22 protein-coding genes are annotated in these 17,764 nt (G+C 62.5%); 18 read left to right on the top strand and 4 right to left on the bottom strand.

Going from position 1 to position 17,764, the window contains the following annotated elements:
* Positions 1-18: 18 nt before the first annotated feature.
* The gene (locus Q0Y42_RS06465; RefSeq protein WP_297801443.1) at positions 19-339 is read right to left on the bottom strand and encodes a multidrug efflux SMR transporter; all 321 of its coding nucleotides are present in this window, start codon (positions 337-339) and stop codon (positions 19-21) included.
* Between the two features lie 201 nt (positions 340-540).
* Between Q0Y42_RS06465 and purB the strand changes: the two genes are divergently transcribed.
* The 5 genes from purB to Q0Y42_RS06440 all read left to right on the top strand — a co-directional run bounded on the left by purB (position 541) and on the right by Q0Y42_RS06440 (position 4,784).
* On the top strand, positions 541-1,842 hold the full coding sequence (purB, locus tag Q0Y42_RS06460; RefSeq protein WP_297801501.1) for an adenylosuccinate lyase: 1,302 nt from the start codon (positions 541-543) through the stop codon (positions 1,840-1,842).
* Positions 1,843-1,943: 101 nt separating this feature from the next.
* Complete coding sequence (locus Q0Y42_RS06455) at positions 1,944-2,660, top strand: 2OG-Fe(II) oxygenase family protein (protein ID WP_297801440.1); 717 nt, start codon at positions 1,944-1,946, stop codon at positions 2,658-2,660.
* 57 nt (positions 2,661-2,717) lie between these two features.
* Positions 2,718-3,557, top strand: coding sequence for a formyltetrahydrofolate deformylase (gene purU / locus Q0Y42_RS06450; protein WP_297801437.1), 840 nt, complete (start codon positions 2,718-2,720; stop codon positions 3,555-3,557).
* A gap of 3 nt (positions 3,558-3,560) precedes the next feature.
* Positions 3,561-4,088, top strand: coding sequence for a DNA-deoxyinosine glycosylase (locus tag Q0Y42_RS06445; protein ID WP_297801435.1), 528 nt, complete (start codon positions 3,561-3,563; stop codon positions 4,086-4,088).
* 93 nt (positions 4,089-4,181) lie between these two features.
* Complete coding sequence (locus Q0Y42_RS06440) at positions 4,182-4,784, top strand: fasciclin domain-containing protein (protein WP_297801433.1); 603 nt, start codon at positions 4,182-4,184, stop codon at positions 4,782-4,784.
* 159 nt (positions 4,785-4,943) lie between these two features.
* On the opposite strand, the gene Q0Y42_RS06435 is transcribed toward Q0Y42_RS06440, so the two are convergent.
* Positions 4,944-5,267, bottom strand: a complete 324-nt coding sequence (locus Q0Y42_RS06435; protein ID WP_297801431.1) for a DUF1476 domain-containing protein — start codon at positions 5,265-5,267, stop codon at positions 4,944-4,946.
* Positions 5,268-5,531: 264 nt separating this feature from the next.
* On the opposite strand from Q0Y42_RS06435, the gene purC reads away from it, so the two are divergent.
* From purC to purQ, 8 genes are all read left to right on the top strand, one after another.
* Positions 5,532-6,290 carry a phosphoribosylaminoimidazolesuccinocarboxamide synthase gene (purC, locus tag Q0Y42_RS06430; RefSeq protein ID WP_297801429.1) on the top strand — a complete coding sequence of 253 codons (759 nt, stop codon included), beginning with the start codon at positions 5,532-5,534 and terminating at the stop codon, positions 6,288-6,290.
* Positions 6,290-6,529: a phosphoribosylformylglycinamidine synthase subunit PurS gene (gene purS / locus Q0Y42_RS06425; protein ID WP_297801427.1), complete on the top strand. Its 240-nt coding sequence runs from the start codon at positions 6,290-6,292 to the stop codon at positions 6,527-6,529. The genes purC and purS overlap by 1 nt, the downstream gene beginning before the upstream one ends.
* Positions 6,529-7,023: an N-acetyltransferase gene (locus Q0Y42_RS06420; RefSeq protein ID WP_297801425.1), complete on the top strand. Its 495-nt coding sequence runs from the start codon at positions 6,529-6,531 to the stop codon at positions 7,021-7,023. The genes purS and Q0Y42_RS06420 overlap by 1 nt, the downstream gene beginning before the upstream one ends.
* 85 nt (positions 7,024-7,108) lie before the next feature.
* Complete coding sequence (locus tag Q0Y42_RS06415; RefSeq protein WP_297801420.1) at positions 7,109-7,609, top strand: hypothetical protein; 501 nt, start codon at positions 7,109-7,111, stop codon at positions 7,607-7,609.
* A gap of 85 nt (positions 7,610-7,694) precedes the next feature.
* Positions 7,695-8,180 (top strand): YbhB/YbcL family Raf kinase inhibitor-like protein, encoded by a 486-nt coding sequence (locus Q0Y42_RS06410; protein ID WP_297801418.1) that lies wholly within the window; start codon positions 7,695-7,697, stop codon positions 8,178-8,180.
* Positions 8,181-8,185: 5 nt separating this feature from the next.
* Positions 8,186-8,635: a hypothetical protein gene (locus Q0Y42_RS06405; RefSeq protein ID WP_297801416.1), complete on the top strand. Its 450-nt coding sequence runs from the start codon at positions 8,186-8,188 to the stop codon at positions 8,633-8,635.
* Positions 8,636-8,740: 105 nt separating this feature from the next.
* Positions 8,741-9,892 (top strand): MFS transporter, encoded by a 1,152-nt coding sequence (locus Q0Y42_RS06400; protein ID WP_297801414.1) that lies wholly within the window; start codon positions 8,741-8,743, stop codon positions 9,890-9,892.
* A gap of 43 nt (positions 9,893-9,935) precedes the next feature.
* Positions 9,936-10,598: a phosphoribosylformylglycinamidine synthase subunit PurQ gene (purQ, locus tag Q0Y42_RS06395; RefSeq protein WP_297801412.1), complete on the top strand. Its 663-nt coding sequence runs from the start codon at positions 9,936-9,938 to the stop codon at positions 10,596-10,598.
* Positions 10,599-10,664: 66 nt separating this feature from the next.
* Here the strand turns inward: purQ and Q0Y42_RS06390 are convergent, their stop codons facing one another.
* Together Q0Y42_RS06390 and Q0Y42_RS06385 are read right to left on the bottom strand one after the other, a co-directional pair.
* On the bottom strand, positions 10,665-11,741 hold the full coding sequence (locus Q0Y42_RS06390) for an aspartyl/asparaginyl beta-hydroxylase domain-containing protein (RefSeq protein WP_297801409.1): 1,077 nt from the start codon (positions 11,739-11,741) through the stop codon (positions 10,665-10,667).
* Positions 11,742-11,829: 88 nt separating this feature from the next.
* On the bottom strand, positions 11,830-12,048 hold the full coding sequence (locus tag Q0Y42_RS06385) for a hypothetical protein (protein WP_297801406.1): 219 nt from the start codon (positions 12,046-12,048) through the stop codon (positions 11,830-11,832).
* 121 nt (positions 12,049-12,169) lie between these two features.
* Here Q0Y42_RS06385 and Q0Y42_RS06380 point away from each other — a divergent pair, with 121 nt between their 5' ends.
* From Q0Y42_RS06380 to Q0Y42_RS06360, 5 genes are all read left to right on the top strand, one after another.
* Entirely contained in the window at positions 12,170-12,964 is a 795-nt protein-coding gene (locus Q0Y42_RS06380; RefSeq protein WP_297801404.1) for a hypothetical protein, read from the top strand.
* Positions 12,965-13,024: 60 nt separating this feature from the next.
* Positions 13,025-15,232 carry a phosphoribosylformylglycinamidine synthase subunit PurL gene (purL, locus tag Q0Y42_RS06375; protein ID WP_297801401.1) on the top strand — a complete coding sequence of 736 codons (2,208 nt, stop codon included), beginning with the start codon at positions 13,025-13,027 and terminating at the stop codon, positions 15,230-15,232.
* An 18-nt stretch (positions 15,233-15,250) separates the two neighbouring features.
* Positions 15,251-15,694 (top strand): DUF305 domain-containing protein, encoded by a 444-nt coding sequence (locus tag Q0Y42_RS06370; RefSeq protein WP_297801399.1) that lies wholly within the window; start codon positions 15,251-15,253, stop codon positions 15,692-15,694.
* An 82-nt stretch (positions 15,695-15,776) separates the two neighbouring features.
* Entirely contained in the window at positions 15,777-16,892 is a 1,116-nt protein-coding gene (locus Q0Y42_RS06365; RefSeq protein ID WP_297801396.1) for a glycosyltransferase family 4 protein, read from the top strand.
* Positions 16,893-16,969: 77 nt separating this feature from the next.
* The coding region (locus Q0Y42_RS06360; protein WP_297801395.1) for a cytochrome P450 at positions 16,970-17,764 on the top strand (795 nt) is incomplete at its 3' end.

Here is a 17,764-nt window from a genome sequence, read left to right as displayed (position 1 = left end):
TTGGCTAACGGCGTCGTCTTAATGGCTCGACGAGAGCTTCAACACAACCAGTCCCGACACGATCAGCAGGGCCCCCGCGATACGCATGGGGGTCGCCGCCTCGCCCAATACAGCTATGCCGACGACAAAGGCCCCGACCGCGCCGATCCCTGTCCAGATGGCATAGGCCGTGCCCAGCGGCAGCGACTTAATCGCCACCGCCAGCAAGCCGAAGCTGACGATCATGAAACCGATGGTGCCGATCGAGGGCCACAGCTTGGTGAACCCTTCCGAGCTTTTCATCAGAAACGCCCAGACGATTTCGAACAGACCGGCAAGAATAAGGAAAACCCAGGCCACGACAGACTCCCTATGCATGGCATGCCGGGTCGTCCCGACGTGAATGCCCAATGCGGGGGAGGTCGTCCTCCTGATACGCCTTTAGGTAGGACAGGCGATGGGGGAGTAAACCCCCTTCTTCTATGAAGGTTTCATGACCTCTGCATAACAGGGCTTTGTGCGCCTTGACTCAACGGGCTTTGGGAAGGAATGAGCGCAACCATGATCACGCGCTACACCCGCCCCGAAGCCGTCGCCATCTGGTCCCAGGACACGAAGTACAAGATCTGGTTCGAGATCGAAGCCCACGCCGCCACGAAGATGGCCGAGTTGGGTGTGATCCCGACCGAGGCTGCTGAAGCCATCTGGGCCAAGGGCAAGGATGCCACCTTCGATGCCGACCGCATCGACGAGATCGAACGCACCACCAAGCACGACGTCATCGCCTTCCTGACGCACGTGGCGGAAATCGTCGGCGACGAAGCCCGCTTCCTGCACCAGGGCATGACCTCGTCGGACGTTCTGGACACCTGCTTCGCCGTGCAACTGGCCCGCTCGTCGGACCTGCTGCTGGCGGGCGTTGATCGCGTCCTAAGCGCGCTGGAAACCCGAGCCAAGGAACATAAGTACACCGTCTGCGTCGGTCGCTCGCACGGCATCCACGCAGAACCCGTCACCTTCGGCCTCAAGCTGGCTGGCTATCACGCCGAGTGGCAGCGCGCCCGTCGCCGTCTCGTGACCGCCCGTGAAGAAATCGCCACCTGCGCCATCTCGGGTGCGGTCGGCACCTTCGCCAACGTCTCGCCGGAAGTGGAAGCCTATGTGGCCGAGCAGATGGGTCTGCAGGTCGAGCCGGTCTCGACGCAGGTCATCCCGCGCGACCGCCACGCCGCCTACTTCGCCGCCCTTGGCGTGATCGCCTCGTCGATCGAGCGTCTGGCCACCGAAATTCGCCACCTGCAGCGCACCGAGGTGCTGGAAGCCGAAGAGTTCTTCGACAAGGGTCAAAAGGGCTCGTCGGCCATGCCGCACAAGCGCAACCCGATCCTGACCGAGAACCTGACGGGTCTGGCCCGCCTCGTCCGCTCGTCGGTCGTTCCGGCTATGGAAAACGTCGCCCTGTGGCACGAGCGCGATATCAGCCACTCGTCGGTTGAGCGCGGCATCGGTCCGGACGCCACCATCCACCTCGACTTCGCCCTGCACCGTCTGGCCGGCGTGGTCGAGCGCATGAACATCTATCCGGAGAACATGCAGAAGAACCTCGACCGTCTGGGCGGTCTGGTCTTCTCGCAGCGCGTCATGCTGGCCCTGACCCAAGCGGGCATCAGCCGTGAAGACGCCTATGCCGCGGTTCAGGAAAACGCCATGAAGGTCTGGCGCGGAGAAGGCCGTTTCATCGACTTCCTCAAGGCCGACGCCCGCGTCACCCTGCCCGACGCCGAGCTGGAGGCCCTGTTCGACCTTGGCTACCACACCAAGAATGTCGATGTGATCTTCAACCGCGTTTTCGGCGAAGGCTGATCCGGTTCGATATCCGAATGAAAGGGGGAGGCTCGAAAGGGCCTCCCCTTTTTCTTGCAAGCTTGATTGGCTATCACGGTGTCCTCTTGGGGGAGACAGGCGTGACAATTCCGGCCATCCGCATCAATCCGACGGTTGACGCCAATACGGCGCGCGCCAGCTATGCGCGCGACGGCATGGTGCAAATCCCTGACATTTTCGAACCCCGTGTGGCCGACCACATTGCAGGAATGTTCGAAACCCTCGCCTTCGACACCGCCTTTGAGGGCGAGGACGGGCGTCCGGTGACGGTGTCCGCGCAAGAGGCGGCGACGGGTGCCGACGCCTTGGCTGCACGCATCAACGCGATGCTGGAGCGTGCGGGGCATGGATATGGCTTCCTCTATACGGCCTATCCGTTGATCACGGCCTATTTGGCCAAGCGCGATCCGGGCCACCCCGTCCACCGCCTGACCGAATTCCTGAACGCCGAGTTTGTGGCCTTTGGTGCCTATGTCACCAACCAGCCGCAGGTGCGTAAGGCCGATGGTCAGCTCACACGCTATCGGCCCGGTGACTTTATCGGCCTACACAACGATATTGGCACCGAGGCCAGCGACCGCCTGACCGCCTATACGCTGGGCTTTACGCGCGACTGGCGGGCCGACTGGGGTGGCCAGTTGCTGTTCCATGACGACAAGGGCGATGTGACCAAGGGCTTCATCCCGCGCTTCAACACCCTGTCGCTGTTCCGCGTGCCCCAGATGCATTCGGTTGCGCCCGTCGCCCCTTATGCCGCCAGGCCGCGGGATTCCGTGGTCGGCTGGCTTAGAAACTAGCGCACGACCGCCTTAGGCTTCCTTCCCTCCCCATTCGCCTCCTGTTCTCGAAGTCCCATGATCCTCACGCTTTCCTGCCCTGACCGTCGCGGTCTGGTTTCGGCTGTCTCGACCTTCCTGCTGGAACGTGACGCCAACATCATCGATGCCCAGCAGTTCGGTGAGCCCAGCACCGGGACCTTCTTCATGCGCGTGGCGTTCGATCTGGCCGAAGGCGACACGCCGGACGCGGCGCGGGCCGATTTCACCTCGCTGGCCGAGCGGCTGGAGATGGACTGGACCATGCGTGGGCCCGAACCGCGCAAGGTGATGATCCTGACATCCAAATTCGATCACTGTCTGGCGGACCTGCTTTACCGCTGGCGCACGGGCGAGATGGAGATGGACATCACCGCCATCGTCTCGAACCACCCGCGCGAGATGATCGGCCACGTCGATCTGGGCGACCTGCCCTTCCACCACCTGCCGATGAAGGGCGACAAGGCCGAGCAGGAGAAGCAACTGCTGGCCCTGATCGAGGAAACCGGCACGGAGCTGGTGGTGCTGGCCCGCTATATGCAAATCCTGTCGGATGATCTGGCGGGCAAGCTGGCCGGACGCTGCATCAACATCCACCACTCCTTCCTGCCGGGCTTCAAGGGAGCCAAGCCCTATCATCAGGCCCATGCACGCGGCGTGAAACTGATCGGGGCTACCGCTCACTTCGTCACCGCCGATCTGGACGAAGGCCCCATCATTGAACAGGATGTGGAACGCATCAGCCACCGCGACGCGCCCGAGGACCTGATCCGCAAGGGTCGCGACATCGAGCGCCGCGTTTTGGCCCGCGCTGTGTCCCACTATCTGCACGACCGCGTCCTGATCCACGGGGAAAAGACGGTCGTCTTCGCGGAATAAGCTATGGCCGACGCCCCTGCCCGCTCCATCGGCTTTGCGCCCGAGGTGACGCCCGAAACAAGGGTGCTGATCCTCGGCAGCCTGCCGGGCGTCGCGTCACTGGCAGCGGGTCAATATTATGCCCATCCGCGCAATGCCTTCTGGCCTGTTATGGGCCAGTTGGTGGGCGTTGATCTGCCGTCCATGCCCTATTCCGAAAGGGTCGCGGCATTGAAGGCCAAGGGCTTTGGCCTGTGGGACGTTTTGGCATCCGCCGAACGGTCAGGCAGTCTGGACGCCGCCATCCGGTCGCCGGAAGCGGCGGACCTTGTGGGCTTGGTATCGGGTTTGCCGCAACTGCATACGGTGGCGTTTAATGGTGCGGCGGCGGCCAAGATCGGCCGCCGTATCCTGAAGGACCTGCCCGAGCGGACACGTCTCGTCGATCTGCCGTCCAGCAGTCCGGCACACGCTCGCCCCCTCGCCGAGAAATCGGCAGCATGGCGCGCGGCGCTTTTCGGCTCTCAGGATGTCGGAACGACCGGCGGCTGATCACAAAATCGGCCCTGACTGCATCCTTTGCCGTTCTGAACCGTAATCTCTCCTCAGTCGCCGCCGCGCGACGCTTTTAGGGAGAGACACATCATGATCGCTCTGCGTAAAACCTCCGCCGTGCTTATCGCCTCCGCCGCCGCCCTGACGCTGGCCGCCTGCGGTAACAATAATAACCAGCCGGCCCAGACCGGTTCGGCACCGGCTTCGGATCCGGCCGCGACCACCACGACCACCACCGCTGCCCCGACGGCTGACATCATCACCGCCGCCAGCAGCGCGCCGGAGTTCACCACCCTGACCGCCGCCGTCCAGTCGGCTGGCCTGAAGGATCGCCTGTCGGGTCCGGGCCCGTTCACGGTTTTCGCCCCGAACAACGCCGCCTTTGACAAGATTCCGGCCGCTGACCGTGATGCCCTGATGCAGCCGGCCAAGAAGGCCGATCTGACCAAGATCCTGACCTATCACGTGGTACCGGGCCGTGTGACCGCCGCCGATCTGGCCTCGCAAGCTGCTGCCAACAACGGCGTGGCGACCCTGACCACCATTCAGGGTGGCAAGCTGACCCTGCGCGACGCGGGCAATGGTCGTTGGGAAATCACCGACGCCAAGGGCGGCAAATCGACCATCACCCTAGCCGACCAAGCCCGCACCAATGGCGTGGTTCACGTCGTCGATACGGTTTTGATGCCGTAAGTGAAACCGACCGCCGGTTTGCGAGTTATACTGTCGCGCTGGCAGTGCGCATGTCTGTCCTCAACAGCATTTCCCCCAATTGAGGCAGGCCGGTAAAAAAGAGGCCCGCGACCTTCCCCTCCGGTCGCGGGCCTCGATTTTTATTGGATATAAAAAGGCTTATTGGCCAGCGCGGATTTGCTCGCGGGCGATCGAAGCCAGTTCGTCCATCTTGCTGCGGACTTCGGTGTCCGAAACGGTCAGGCCAGCGCCCTTGAAGTCGCCGGCAATCTTGCGGAACACGTCCTCTTCGCCCGGCTGCTCGAAATCAGCGCGCACAACAGCGGCGGCGTACTGATCGGCGCTCTCGGCGGAAAGGCCCATCTTTTCAGCGGCCCACAGGCCCAGCAACTTGTTGCGACGGGCGATGGCCTTGAATTCCTGTTCCTGATCGAGGGCGTATTTGGCCTCGTAGGCCTGTTCCCGATCTTCGAAGGTCGTCATCGCGTCGTAACTCCAGTTCACGGGAGACATTCATTCCCGCATGGCGCTCTATGGCCTCCCAAATGCCCCAAGGTCAATAACCGTTAAACACGGTTGTGTGCGCGTTCGCCGTGTATGGATATTTGTGTCACAGCCCGCGTTCGGTTAAAGGGCACTCGGTTCTATAAAGCCGCCATCGACTCAAGGACCGCGCTGCCCGTTCACGGGCCTGCGCGTTTTTCGTTTTGAAGGCCACCGTTACCTCCCCGTTCGGGAACGCCAGTGATGAACACCAAGCGCAAAATGCTCTACGAGGGCAAGGCCAAGATCCTTTACGAGGGTCCGGAGCCCGGCACGCTGATCCAGTACTTCAAGGATGATGCGACCGCCTTCAACGGCGAAAAGAAGGCCCAGCTGGAAGGCAAGGGCGTCATCAACAACCGCATCAGCGAGTTTGTGATGAGCCGCCTGAACCAGATCGGCGTCACCAATCACTTCATCAAGCGCCTGAACCTGCGCGAGCAGCTGATCCGCGAAGTCGAGATCGTGCCGCTGGAGGTCGTGGTCCGCAACATCGCCGCTGGCTCGATCGCCAAGCGTCTGGGCCTCGAAGAAGGCACGCCGCTGCCGCGTTCGATCATCGAGTTCTATTACAAAAAAGACGAACTCAACGATCCGATGATCTCCGAAGAGCACATCACCGCCTTCGGCTGGGCCACCACCCAGGAACTGGACGACATTCTGGCCACCGCCATCCGCGTGAACGACTTCCTGTCGGGCATGTTCGCGGCTGTCGGCATCACCCTCGTCGACTTCAAGATCGAGTTTGGCCGCATCTACGAGAACGACTTCTCGCGCGTCATCCTCGCCGACGAAATCAGCCCTGACTCGTGCCGCCTGTGGGATACCGCCACGGGCGAGAAGCTGGACAAGGACCGCTTCCGCCGCGACATGGGCAATGTCATCGAGAGCTACACCGAAGTGGCTCGCCGTCTCGGCATCATGAAAGACATGCCGACTGTTATTCAGGGGGGGCTGCATTAATGGCCAAGGTTAAGGTTCACGTCTTCCTCAAGCCGGGCGTGCTGGATGTTCAGGGCAAGGCCGTCGAAGGCGCTCTGCAAGGTCTGGGTTGGGGCGGTGTCGCCAACGCCCGCGTCGGCAAGCTGATCGAGTTCGATCTGGCCGACGACGTTGCGGACAAGGAAGCCGAAGTGAAGCGCATGTGCGAGACGCTTTTGGCCAATACGGTCATCGAATCCTACAAGATCGAGATCGCCTGATGATTTTGCGGCCCGAGTCCCCTGCGGATCGGGCCGCAATCTTTTCCCTGACGCAGTTGGCGTTTCAGGGGCATCCCCACAGTGACGGGTCCGAGCCACGCATCATCGACGCTTTGCGCGATGCCAAGGCCCTGACCATTTCCATTGTGGCGGAGTTGGACGGCCGGATTGTCGGCCATGCCGCCTTTTCTCCCGTCGAATGGTGCGAACAGTCCGGCTGGTTCGGGCTGGGTCCAGTATCGGTCCATCCGGACCTGCAAGGCCGTGGCATCGGCCAGGCGCTGATCGAGAATGGATTAGAGCAGCTGCGGGTGATCGGGGCCAATGGCTGTGTGGTGATGGGCGATCCCGCCTATTATGGTCGCTTCGGCTTCAAGCAGGATGCGCGCTTCACCTATCCCGGCCCGCCGCCCGAATATTTTCAGGTTCTGGTCTGGCACGAACCAAGGCAAGGGCTTGGCGGCGCGGTTCGTTACCATCCGGCCTTTGGCTGACCCAAGTCTTTGACACAGCTATAAAAACGGCCACGCTTGCAGCTTTCCGCCCTTCCCTACAGTTTGCTCGGGATTGGGAGGACTGATGAAGCCTTTGCGCCCCGGCGATGTTGTTCGCCCCCATATCCTTTATCGCTACATCCCGTTCGGGGTCCTCAGCATGGCTTGTCACGGGCTGTTTGTGCTGACGGTGCTGTTGCTGGGCGTCGCGCTGATCCGTGCCCCGCGTGAGGTTTTGTCGTCCTTTCACGGCGAGGGTCTTATGCTTTGGCTGGGGTTCGGTTTGGCGTGGCTGGCCCTGCCCGCCGCCAATCTGGCGATCGGTACCAAGCTGGCCCGCCGCCGCATGGTGATCGGCATGGATGAAGTCATCATCCGCAGCTCTTCGGGCACCGAGCGTTCAACGTCATTGCGGAACGTGTCTGAGGCCACAATCAGCCATTCGACAGCAGCCATCCACAGCTTGCTCAGGCTGAAATACCATGACGGCAAGCGGACCACCGTCAACACCGCAGGCTTCGATTCCCGCGACGTGCAGCGTCTGGCCGAAATGATCGAAAGCATTTCCATCCGACAGACGTTTTGAGTGAACGATTGCCCTTGCCTCGGGCCTAACCGACAGGCCATTTAGGTGTCACTGGACGGGCCTGTTTTTGCGGAGGGATTGACCCATGACCTTTACCCTGACTTCCAACGACCTGACCGACGGCGGTCAGCTGCCGGACGCGCAGGTCTATGCCAAGGGCAATGTCTCGCCGCACCTGAAGTGGTCGGGCGCGCCGGAAGGCACCAAGTCCTTCGCCATCACCTGCTATGACCCCGACGCGCCGACCGGCTCGGGCTTCTGGCACTGGACCGTAGCCAATATTCCGGCAGACGTGACCGAGTTGGAAACCGGTGCGGGTGCGCCGGATGGCGGCAAGCTGCCGTCGGGTGCCATTCAAGGCCGTACCGACTTTGGCCAGCCGGGCTTTGGCGGCGCTGCCCCGCCCGCAGGCCATGGCCCGCACCGCTATATCTTCACCGTCTTTGCCGTGGACACCGACCGTCTGGACGTCAACGCCGACAACTCCGGTGCCGTGTACGGGTTCAACCTGCACTTCCACACCCTCGCCAAGGCGTCGATCACCGGCATCTACGAGAACAAGGGCGAATAAGGGAAATGCCCTCGCCCGAGGTCATGGCAGCCCTGCCGGGCCTGTATGCCGATCTGATGGCAAGGCCGCGAATGCCCGTCGTTCGCGGCTTTCTGCCCGTCGATAAGGCGCTCTATGTTTTCTATATTCAGGACGAACCGATCCTGACCGGCGCTCCGCCCCACGTGAATGAGGCGGAGCTGCTTTACCCGTCATTTCGCGGGTCGATTTCTATCCTGATCGGCAGCAATCCGGCCGGTGCCGATTTCTCCAACTTTCGCAGTCGATCCGTCCCCTTTGGGCCGCATCAGAACCCACCCGTCGAGGCCCGCTGGCTGACGGTCGAGGACGACATGACGCGAATGATTCTGGAGGTCTATGTGGCCCAGAAACTGGGTCTGGCCGTATCGCATCCCAAGGTTCGCGAAGGGCTGGAGCGGATTCAACCCCAATCGGATGGCTCCGACGCATTGTAACTGGCGCGAGGAGGACCATATGCCCCTGCTCCTCCCTTTACGCCGGCCTTCATGTCTTCCGACCCAATTCCCCCATCCCGCCTCCAAACGCCTCAAAATCTGGCGTTGATCCTTATCGCTCTGGCCATGGGTGGCTTTGCCATCGGCGTGACCGAGTTCGCCTCCATGAGTGTCTTGCCGGAGTTTGCCAAAGGGCTGGGCGTGGACGAACCGACCGCAGGCCACGTCATCAGCGCCTATGCCGCTGGCGTGGTGATCGGTGCGCCGGTTCTGGCGGTGATGGGCGCGCGTATGCCGCGCTGGCTTCTGTTGATCGGCCTGATGGGGCTATTCGCCATCGGCAATCTGCTCAGTGCCATGGCACCGACCTATGAGCTGATGCTGGTGTTCCGCTTCCTCAGCGGTATTCCGCACGGGGCCTATTTCGGTGTGGCAGCTCTGTTGGTGGCCAGCATTGTGCCGCTGGAAATCCGCTCGCGAGCGGTCGCCACGACCCTGCTGGGTCTGACGGTCGCGACGGTTCTGGGCGTGCCTGTCGTCAATCTGGTCAGCCAAAATTTCGGTTGGCGCTGGACCTTTGCCATCGTCGCCCTGTGCGCCATCACCACCATGGCGCTGATTGGCCTGTTCGCGCCACGCGACAAGGGTGATCCTGAGGCTGTTCCCATGCGTGAACTGGGCGCTTTGAAGCGCAGTCTGGTGTGGCTGACGCTAGGCGTGGGTGCCATCGGCTTTGGCGGCATGTTCTGCGTCTATGCCTATATCGCCTCGGCCTCCCAAGCCGTTACGGGCCTGTCGGCATCGATGCTGCCGTGGCTGTTTGCGGTGTTCGGCATCGGCATGATGGCGGGCAATCTGATCGGCGGCTGGGCTGCGGACAGATTCGGAATGAAGGCCGCTGCGGGTCTGCTGATCTGGAGCGCCTTTGCGCTGTGCCTTTATCCGACGGCGCTGAACCACCTCTGGACCCTGCTGCCGTGCATCATGATGATCGGCATCGGCGGCGGCCTCGGCTCGATCCTGCAAACGCGCCTGATGGATGTGGCCGGTGACGCCCAGACCCTGGCTGCAGCCCTGAACCACTCAGCCTTCAATCTGGCCAATGCCATTGGGCCACTGCTGGGCGGGATGGCGATTGCGGCAGGTTGGGGCTGGGCCTCGACCGGCTATGTCGCGGCGGGCCTGTCACTGGGCGGGCTGGCGATCTGGGTTGCGGCCTATGTGAGCGGTCGCAAAACTGTCGCGAAAAACCCCTGACCTTTGACTGACATTCTTCGAGAAGAGTGCTAGGAGGCCGCCCATGAGCGCAGCCGTCATCGTATACCCCGGTTCCAACTGCGACCGCGACTGTAAGGTCGCCGTCGAACGCTCCACGGGCGAGCAAGTTTCCATGGTCTGGCATGCCGAGACCGAACTGCCCAAGGACCTCGACCTGATCGTCATTCCGGGAGGTTTCTCCTACGGTGACTATCTGCGTTGCGGGGCCATGGCGGCACAGTCGGCCATCATGCCTGCGATCAAGAAGGCCGCCGAAGATGGCGTGACCGTGGTCGGCATCTGCAACGGTTTCCAGATCCTGTGCGAAGCCGGTCTGCTGCCGGGCGCGCTGCTGCGGAACAAGGGCCTGAAATACATCTGCAAGCCGATCAGCTTGCAGGTTGCCAACCCGAACACCCGCTTCACCAAGCTGTACGGCGACCAGTCCGAAGTCATCATGACCCAAGGCAATGGCGACGGTAACTATTTCGCCGATGCCGAAACGCTGAAGCGTATCGAGGACAACGGTCAGGTCGTCTTCCGCTATGTCGACAACCCCAATGGTTCGGTCAACGACATCGCCGGCATCATGAACGAAGCGGGCAATGTCATCGGCATGATGCCCCACCCCGACCGCGCCTTTGAAGCCGAACTGGGCAGCGCCGACGGTGCCACCCTGTTCCAGAGCATCTACGCCTCGCTGTAACGACAGCCGGTAAGGTTCAATATTGGAAATGGCCCCGATGCAGACAGCGTCGGGGCCATTTTTCGTTCAGACGCCCAGCTTGATGTTGGAGCCACCCGCTGCGTCTATGGTGGCGAACAGGTCGCAGATCTTCTGGCGCTCGGCTGGGGTGATTTCTGGCTTCCAGACATCAAAAATCAGGATGGTGCGGTCCTGTGCGCTGTCGTTGCGCGCCTCGTGTTCGATGGTGTCGTCAAAAGCCCATGCCTGCCCTTCGCGCCATTGGCGCTCCTCATTTCCTACGCGGAAATAGCATCCGTCCGGCACGACCAGAGGCAGGTGGCAGATCAGGCGCGTGTTGATCAGTCCCGTATGCGGCGGGATTTTCGCCCCCGCCTTCAGACGCGAGAACAGGATGGAGGGCGAGCGCCCCGGTATCCGGCAAAGGGGCAGGTCCGACAGAACCTGTAGCGTACGGGGACAGAGGGCGGCGATCTCCGGCACCTCGACGCCGTCCTTCCAGAGAAACACCGCGCTCCAGTCGTCATTGCCAAGCAATCCGGCCTGATCGCTGGCGGGGCGGTTCTTGCGGTCCTCGATATAGGGGGCGAACAGTTCGGGACGCGCCAGCAGTCCTTGCAGTTCGGCCTTGATGTCTGCGGTCGCCTCCTCAACCTGCGCCAGCCATGGCACGGTCTCGCGCGGCTGGAACTCGATCTGCGGCAGGCCCGGAAACAGGAAGAATTTCGGCTGTTGGTAATAGAGGCGGCGGCGGCCCGTCATCAGATCGACAGCGGCCGCAAAGCGGGATTGGTCCGGATCAGCCGCATCAAATCCCCGCTCCCGCAAGCCGTCGCGCAGGCGCGCCTCGAACAGGGCGGCGGCTTCGGCCTGTCGTCTCAGGGCGTGTTCGATATCGGCCCGCAGGTCGGGGGGCAGTTGCGTCGCCCCCTGAACCCGTGCCACGGCGGCACCGTAGAAGGTCGCTGCTGAGCGCAGATCACCGCCAGCATGAAGGGCGTCGCCCTTCAGAACCAGAAAGCGCGGTTCATGCGGTTGATAGGCCAATAGAGCATCGGCCAGTCGGGCCAGCGCAGGAACATCGCCCGTTTGGCGGGCACGTCGCGCATCGGCCAGCAACTGTCCGACATTCTGGGGCGTCACGGTTGTCATCGTCACATGAACCGTGCTGGCGGCACCGACGTCAACATTACAGCGTCATCTTGAACCGGTACCAGCAGCCCCAAGAACCTTATTTTCGGTCCAGTACGCTGGCAGAACGGCCGATGTCGGTCTCGATGGTGTCGTCTTTCTTCTTGCCGGCGTTGGGGGCTTCAAGCGTGCCCTTCTCGCCGCTTTCACCAATGGCGGCCAGTTCGCGGGCCCCGACGCCCAGCCCCTGTTGTACCGAACGGTTGGTGTCGACTTCTTCCGGTTCGTTGTCGAATTCATCCTGTGGGCGGTCGGGCATGGCGGGCCTCCGATATGATGGGGAATGAAAGACTAACCCCGTCGATTGGCGCGGGTTCCGTGAACCTTCACCGTCGCCAAACGTAGTTACCCCGATACCGAAACGGTCCCAGGGAGCTGTAATGTCGATTGTTCGCCCATCACCCGCGCAAAAAACCCGCCGTCTGGCGGTTCTGGCCGCGGCTGTTTTCGCCATTGTCGTTCCGCTGTTGCAGAACCTCATGAACCTTGGGCTGACACAGGCCGAGTTTGCCGCGGATGGTAACGAGACCCTGCGGGTCGCAGGCTATGCCTTTTCGATCTGGGGCCTGATCTATGCGGGCATTGCCGCCTATGCGATCCGGCAGGTTCTGCCGAATACGGGGGAAAGCACGCTGATCAACCGCATGGGCTGGCCATCGTTCGTGTCCTTCTTCGGCATCGGGCTTTGGATCATCATGGCGGCGATGGACCTGAAGGGGGCCAGTGTGGTGGTGATCTTCGCCAGCCTTTTGGCCTTGCTGGTGCCGCTGCTGGCCTTGTCCGGCACGATCCGCGCGACGCCGCTGATGCATCGTGACCGTATCTTCCTGATCTGGCCGCTGGCGGCGCTGGCGGGATGGCTGACCATTGCCTCGCCGCTGAACCTGATCACGACGGCAACGGCGCTGGATGCCCTGCCCACCGCGATGTCGCCACTGGGCTGGGCCATTCTGGCGGTCGTGGTTGTGACCGTGGTGGGTCTGGTCGTGTCGTGGGCGCTGCGGACCCTCGCCTATCCCCTGCCGATTGCATGGGGCCTGATCGGGGCCTTTGTGGCGGAACAGGACGTGGATCCGGTGCTGGCGTTCAACTGTCTGGGTGCAGCCTTGTTACTGGTGGTCGGCGGTGTGATCTTTGCCTTTGGCCTGCGCCGCGGCGTCGAGCGGGTGGCCTGACACAAAACAGTCGCCAAACGGTGGCTGACAGATCGTCCGTACAACGCTAATAGGCGCCACATGAGCGCGCCCCAAAAGACCATCGCCCAACTGGCCGAAGAGTACGGCCTCGCCCCTAACGAATATCAGGTCCTGCTGGACCGGTTGGGTCGTGAGCCCAATCAGGTCGAGCTGGGCGTCTTCTCGGTGATGTGGTCCGAGCACTGCTCGTACAAATCATCCAAGAAGCAGCTGATGAAGTTCCCCGTCACGGGCGAGCGCGTGATCTGCGGTCCGGGTGAGAACGCCGGCGTTATCGACATCGATGACGGCGATGCCTGCATCTTCAAGATGGAGAGCCACAACCACCCATCCTACATCGAGCCTTACCAAGGCGCGGCGACGGGCGTGGGCGGCATTATGCGTGACGTCTTCACCATGGGTGCGCGTCCGGTAGCCCTGCTGAACGCCCTGCGTTTCGGTGATCCGTCGCACGAGAAGACCAAGCGTCTGGTGTCGGGCGTGGTCGCCGGTATCGGCGGTTACGGCAACTGCGTCGGCGTTCCGACCGTTGCGGGCGAGACCAACTTCCACAAGGGCTACAACGGCAACATCCTCGTCAACGCCATGTGCGTGGGCTTGGCCAAGGCCGACGAGATCTATTATTCGGCTGCGCCGGAAGCGGGCCACGATGTGGTTTACTTCGGCTCCAAGACCGGTCGCGACGGCATCCACGGCGCGACCATGTCCTCGGCAGAGTTCGACGACGAGTCCGAAGCCAAGCGCCCGACCGTTCAGGTCGGTGATCCGTTCGCCGAAAAGCTGCTGATCGAAGCTACGCTCGAACTGATGCAGTCAGGTGCCGTCGCCGCCATTCAGGACATGGGTGCCGCGGGCCTCACCTCTTCGTCGGTCGAGATGGCCGGCAAGGGCGGCGTGGGCGTCGAGCTGGACCTCGACAAGGTGCCGCAGCGCGAAGAAGGCATGACGGCCTATGAGATGATGCTGTCGGAATCGCAGGAGCGTATGCTGGCGGTTCTGAAGCCGGGCTATGAAGAGACCGGCTATCGCATCTTCAAGAAATGGGGTCTGGACTTCGCCATCATCGGCAAGACCACCGACACCGGCCATCTGGTGCTGAAGCACAAGGGCGAGGTCGTCTGCGACGTGCCGCTGGCCCCGCTGTTCGACGATGCGCCGCTTTATGACCGTCCGTGGGTCCAGCCGGAACTGCATCCGGCCCTGACGCCCGCCGAGGTTCCGGCACCGGAAAGCTGGAACGATGCGGTCCTCAGCGTCCTGACCTGCCCGGACATGGCCTCCAAGCGCTGGATCTGGGAACAGTACGACCGTCACGTGATGGCCGACACCCTGCAGGATTCGGCCACGGGCGCAGACGCGGGCGTGGTCCGTGTCCACGGTACCGAAAAGGGTCTGGCTGTTACGTCTGACTGCACCCCGCGCTATGTCCAGAACGACCCGTATGAAGGCGGCAAACAGTGCGTCGCAGAGGCGTGGCGCAACCTGACGGCTGTGGGCGCACGCCCGATCGCCATCACCGACAACCTGAACTTCGGCAACCCGCAGCGCCCTGAAATCATGGGCCAGATCGTGCGTGCCACCGACGGCATGGCCGAGGCCTGCCGCGAGCTGGACTTCCCCGTCGTGTCGGGCAACGTCTCGCTCTACAACGAGACCAATGGCGTTGCCATTCCGCCGACCCCGACCGTGGGCGGCGTGGGCCTGCTGCCAAACTATGACGTTGTCACCGGCTTTGGTGGCGCAGCCGAGGGCGATGCCCTTGTGCTGATTGGCGAGACCAAGGGTTCGCTGGGCGCGTCCATCTATCTGCGCGAAGTGCTGGGCCGTGAAGACGGTGCGCCGCCGCCGGTTGATCTGAAGCTGGAAAAGAAGACCGGCGACTTTGTGCGTTCGCTGATCGAGGCGGGTGAGCTGACGGTCGTTCACGACCTGTCGGACGGCGGTCTGGTCGGTGCGGCGGGCGATATCGCCCTCGCCTCGGACGTCGGTATCGAGATGAATGCCGGTGAGGCTGCGGCCCACGGATTCTTCTTCGGCGAGGATCAGGCCCGCTATCTGCTGGCCGTGACCAATGCCGATGAAATCATCGCCAAGGCCAAGGCCGCGGGTATCCCCGCTGCCGTGATCGGCAAGGTGGCCGGGAACGACTTTGTCGGCTCGGACGCTTCGGGTGAACTGTTCCGTATTCCTGTCACCCACCTTCGTGAGATGCACGAAAGCTGGATGCCGAACTGGATTGAAGGCTAAGCCCTAAAGAGGTTGTATATGCGCCGTCTGCTTCTCGCTGCCGTTCTTCCCCTCGCCCTTGCCGCCTGTGACGGCGGTGGTGATCCCGTCGAACAAGCCAAGCGGGAGGTGGCGGCCGCCAACCAAGCCCGAGCCGTACAGGACGGTACGGTCTCGGGCGGCGAAATGGACCATGCCGCCATGAGTCATGACATGCATGACGGCAACGGCCCGACCGATGCCGACAAGCTGTATGCCGAGGGCGAAGCCGAGATGCACCGCCTGATGGCAGCGGCTTCGGGCAAGACGGCTGATGAAGCCTATATCAACAAGATGATCGCCCACCATGAGGGCGCGGTGGCCATGGCCAAGACCGCACTGGAACACGCCAAGGACCCGCAGGTCCGTGCGTGGGCCCAAGGCGTGATCGACGCACAGGAACGCGAGATCGCCGAAATGAAGGCGTGGAAGCCCGCGGCCTGATCCCGATCTGATGAAACGGCCTTTCATTACATGAAGGCCGTTTCTAACCACCCATGGGGTTCAGCCAAGCTTCGGGTGGAATATGCCAGTAAATACCGAAAACCTGCGCGTGTGGATCGCCATTGTGCTTCCGCCCGGCAGCCTGTTCTGTTCCCATCGCCCGAATTCGATGGAAACGGTCGTTCGCACTCTATTGCCCTTTAGGTCGGATGCCGAAGAGGTCGCGATATTCTGTGATCCGGGGGCGCAATCCTACGACGTCGATGTGCCCGTCTTTGCCGTCGGCCATTCCACGCCGGACAAACTGCTGACGGCTCTACAGTCCTTCGATCCCGACATCGTCGAGTTCCACCAGAATGTCATAGGCGCGGCGCGGTTGGCCAAGCACCTGCCCTATGCGCGGCTGGTGTCCTATCGGCACAATGCGCTGAAGCCGCCGAAGAACCCCATCGACAGCCTGCGATATCACCGTCGCTATCGCCACATGGACCGGTTTGTCTTTGTCAGCCGTTCCGAGCAGTTCCGCTTCATGCGGGATTATCCGGCGCTGCAAGGGCGGGCCGTGGCGCTTACCAACCCGATCAATGCCGAAGGCTGGCTGGCCGACATCGGCGAACGCGATCGCCAGATCGTCTTTTCCGGTCGCGCCATTCCGGAAAAAGGCGTCGCGGAAATCTGTAAGGCCTTGCCAAAGGTTCTGGACGCCCGCCCCGACTGGAAGGCCGTCCTGCTGCTCAATGACTGGGAGCAGCACCACGCATGGGCGGCCCCGCATGTCGCGCCGCTGCGGCGCTATGGCGAGCGGGTGAAGGTGATGCACTCCATCCCGCTGGGCGAGGTGCAGCAGATCATGAAGCGGTCGGACATCGCCCTGACGCCATCGCTGTGGGCCGAGCCGCTGGGTCTGACGGCGCTGGAAGCCCATGCGGCAGGGGCGGCGCTGATCTCATCGGGTCGCGGCGGGCTCAGGGAGGCCAGTGGCCCCCACGCCCTCTATGTCGATGATGTCACCCCCGACACCTTGGCACAGGCCATGCTGCAACTCATCGACGACCGTCCTCGACGGCTGGCCATGGCCATGGCCGCGCAAGCCTATGTGTTGGATCAACATAGCCCGGTCCGGCGCTCGCAAGAACTGACGCGGTTAAGACTGGAACTGGCGGGCCATCCTGTGCGGGAGATGTCCGTTGCAGCCTAGGTCGGGGCCGTCATAAACGGCTCTTCTTTTTGACATTATCGTCAGTATGATCGCCGTTCGATGAGAAGGAGTGGTTCATGACTGACGCGACCGCCTCGATGCCACCGGTTTCCTCCGGCTTCCGTCCGTGGGTTCCGGCCCAGCGGACAGAGCCGATGGCGCTGGTCCCCTTCCTGCTGCAGAGCTGGCGCGATCCGCTGAAGCTGTGGGGACGGCTGCATTTCAAGGAACTCTATGTCGCGGGGGCTTCGCCGCTGGGGCGCACTCTGGTGGTGTCGTCTCCGGTGGGGGTGCGTCATGTCCTGACGGACAATGCCTTCAACTATGAGAAGGGCGACCTGCAGCGGCGGGTGCTGGGACCGATGCTGGCCGACGGTCTGCTGCTGACCGAGGGCGACCAGTGGCGACGGGCGCGGCGGATCATGGCCCCGCTGTTCACCCCTGCCTATACGGCCAAGACCGCACAGATCATGGATGCCGTATGCCGCCGTCGCGTGGAGAGCTGGCATCTGGAGGACGGGGCCAAGGTCCTGAACATCGACAGCGAGATGAGCGGCCTGACCTTCGACATTCTGTCGGCGACCATGTTCTCGGATGATCTGGACGGCGACGCCAAGGGGTTCGAGAAGGCGCTGAACAACTTCCTGAACGTCGGGGCACGGATCAGTCCGCTGGATGCGCTGAAAGCACCGGACTGGATTCCGCGTCTGGGCAAGATCGTCACGCGCGGCGATGCGCGTTTCTTTCAGGAGCGGGTCACGGCTCTGGTCGCCCGCCGCCGTCGTCGGATCGAGCAGGACGGTGATGCGCCCGATGATCTGCTGACCGCCCTTCTGTCGGCGCGGGACGAGGAAGGCGACGGCTCGGGCCTG

This window comes from uncultured Brevundimonas sp. (assembly GCF_947305955.1).
Classification (GTDB): Bacteria; Pseudomonadota; Alphaproteobacteria; order Caulobacterales; family Caulobacteraceae; genus Brevundimonas.
Note: the sequence above shows the minus strand (reverse complement) of the source record. Positions and strands in the feature narration are given on the sequence as shown.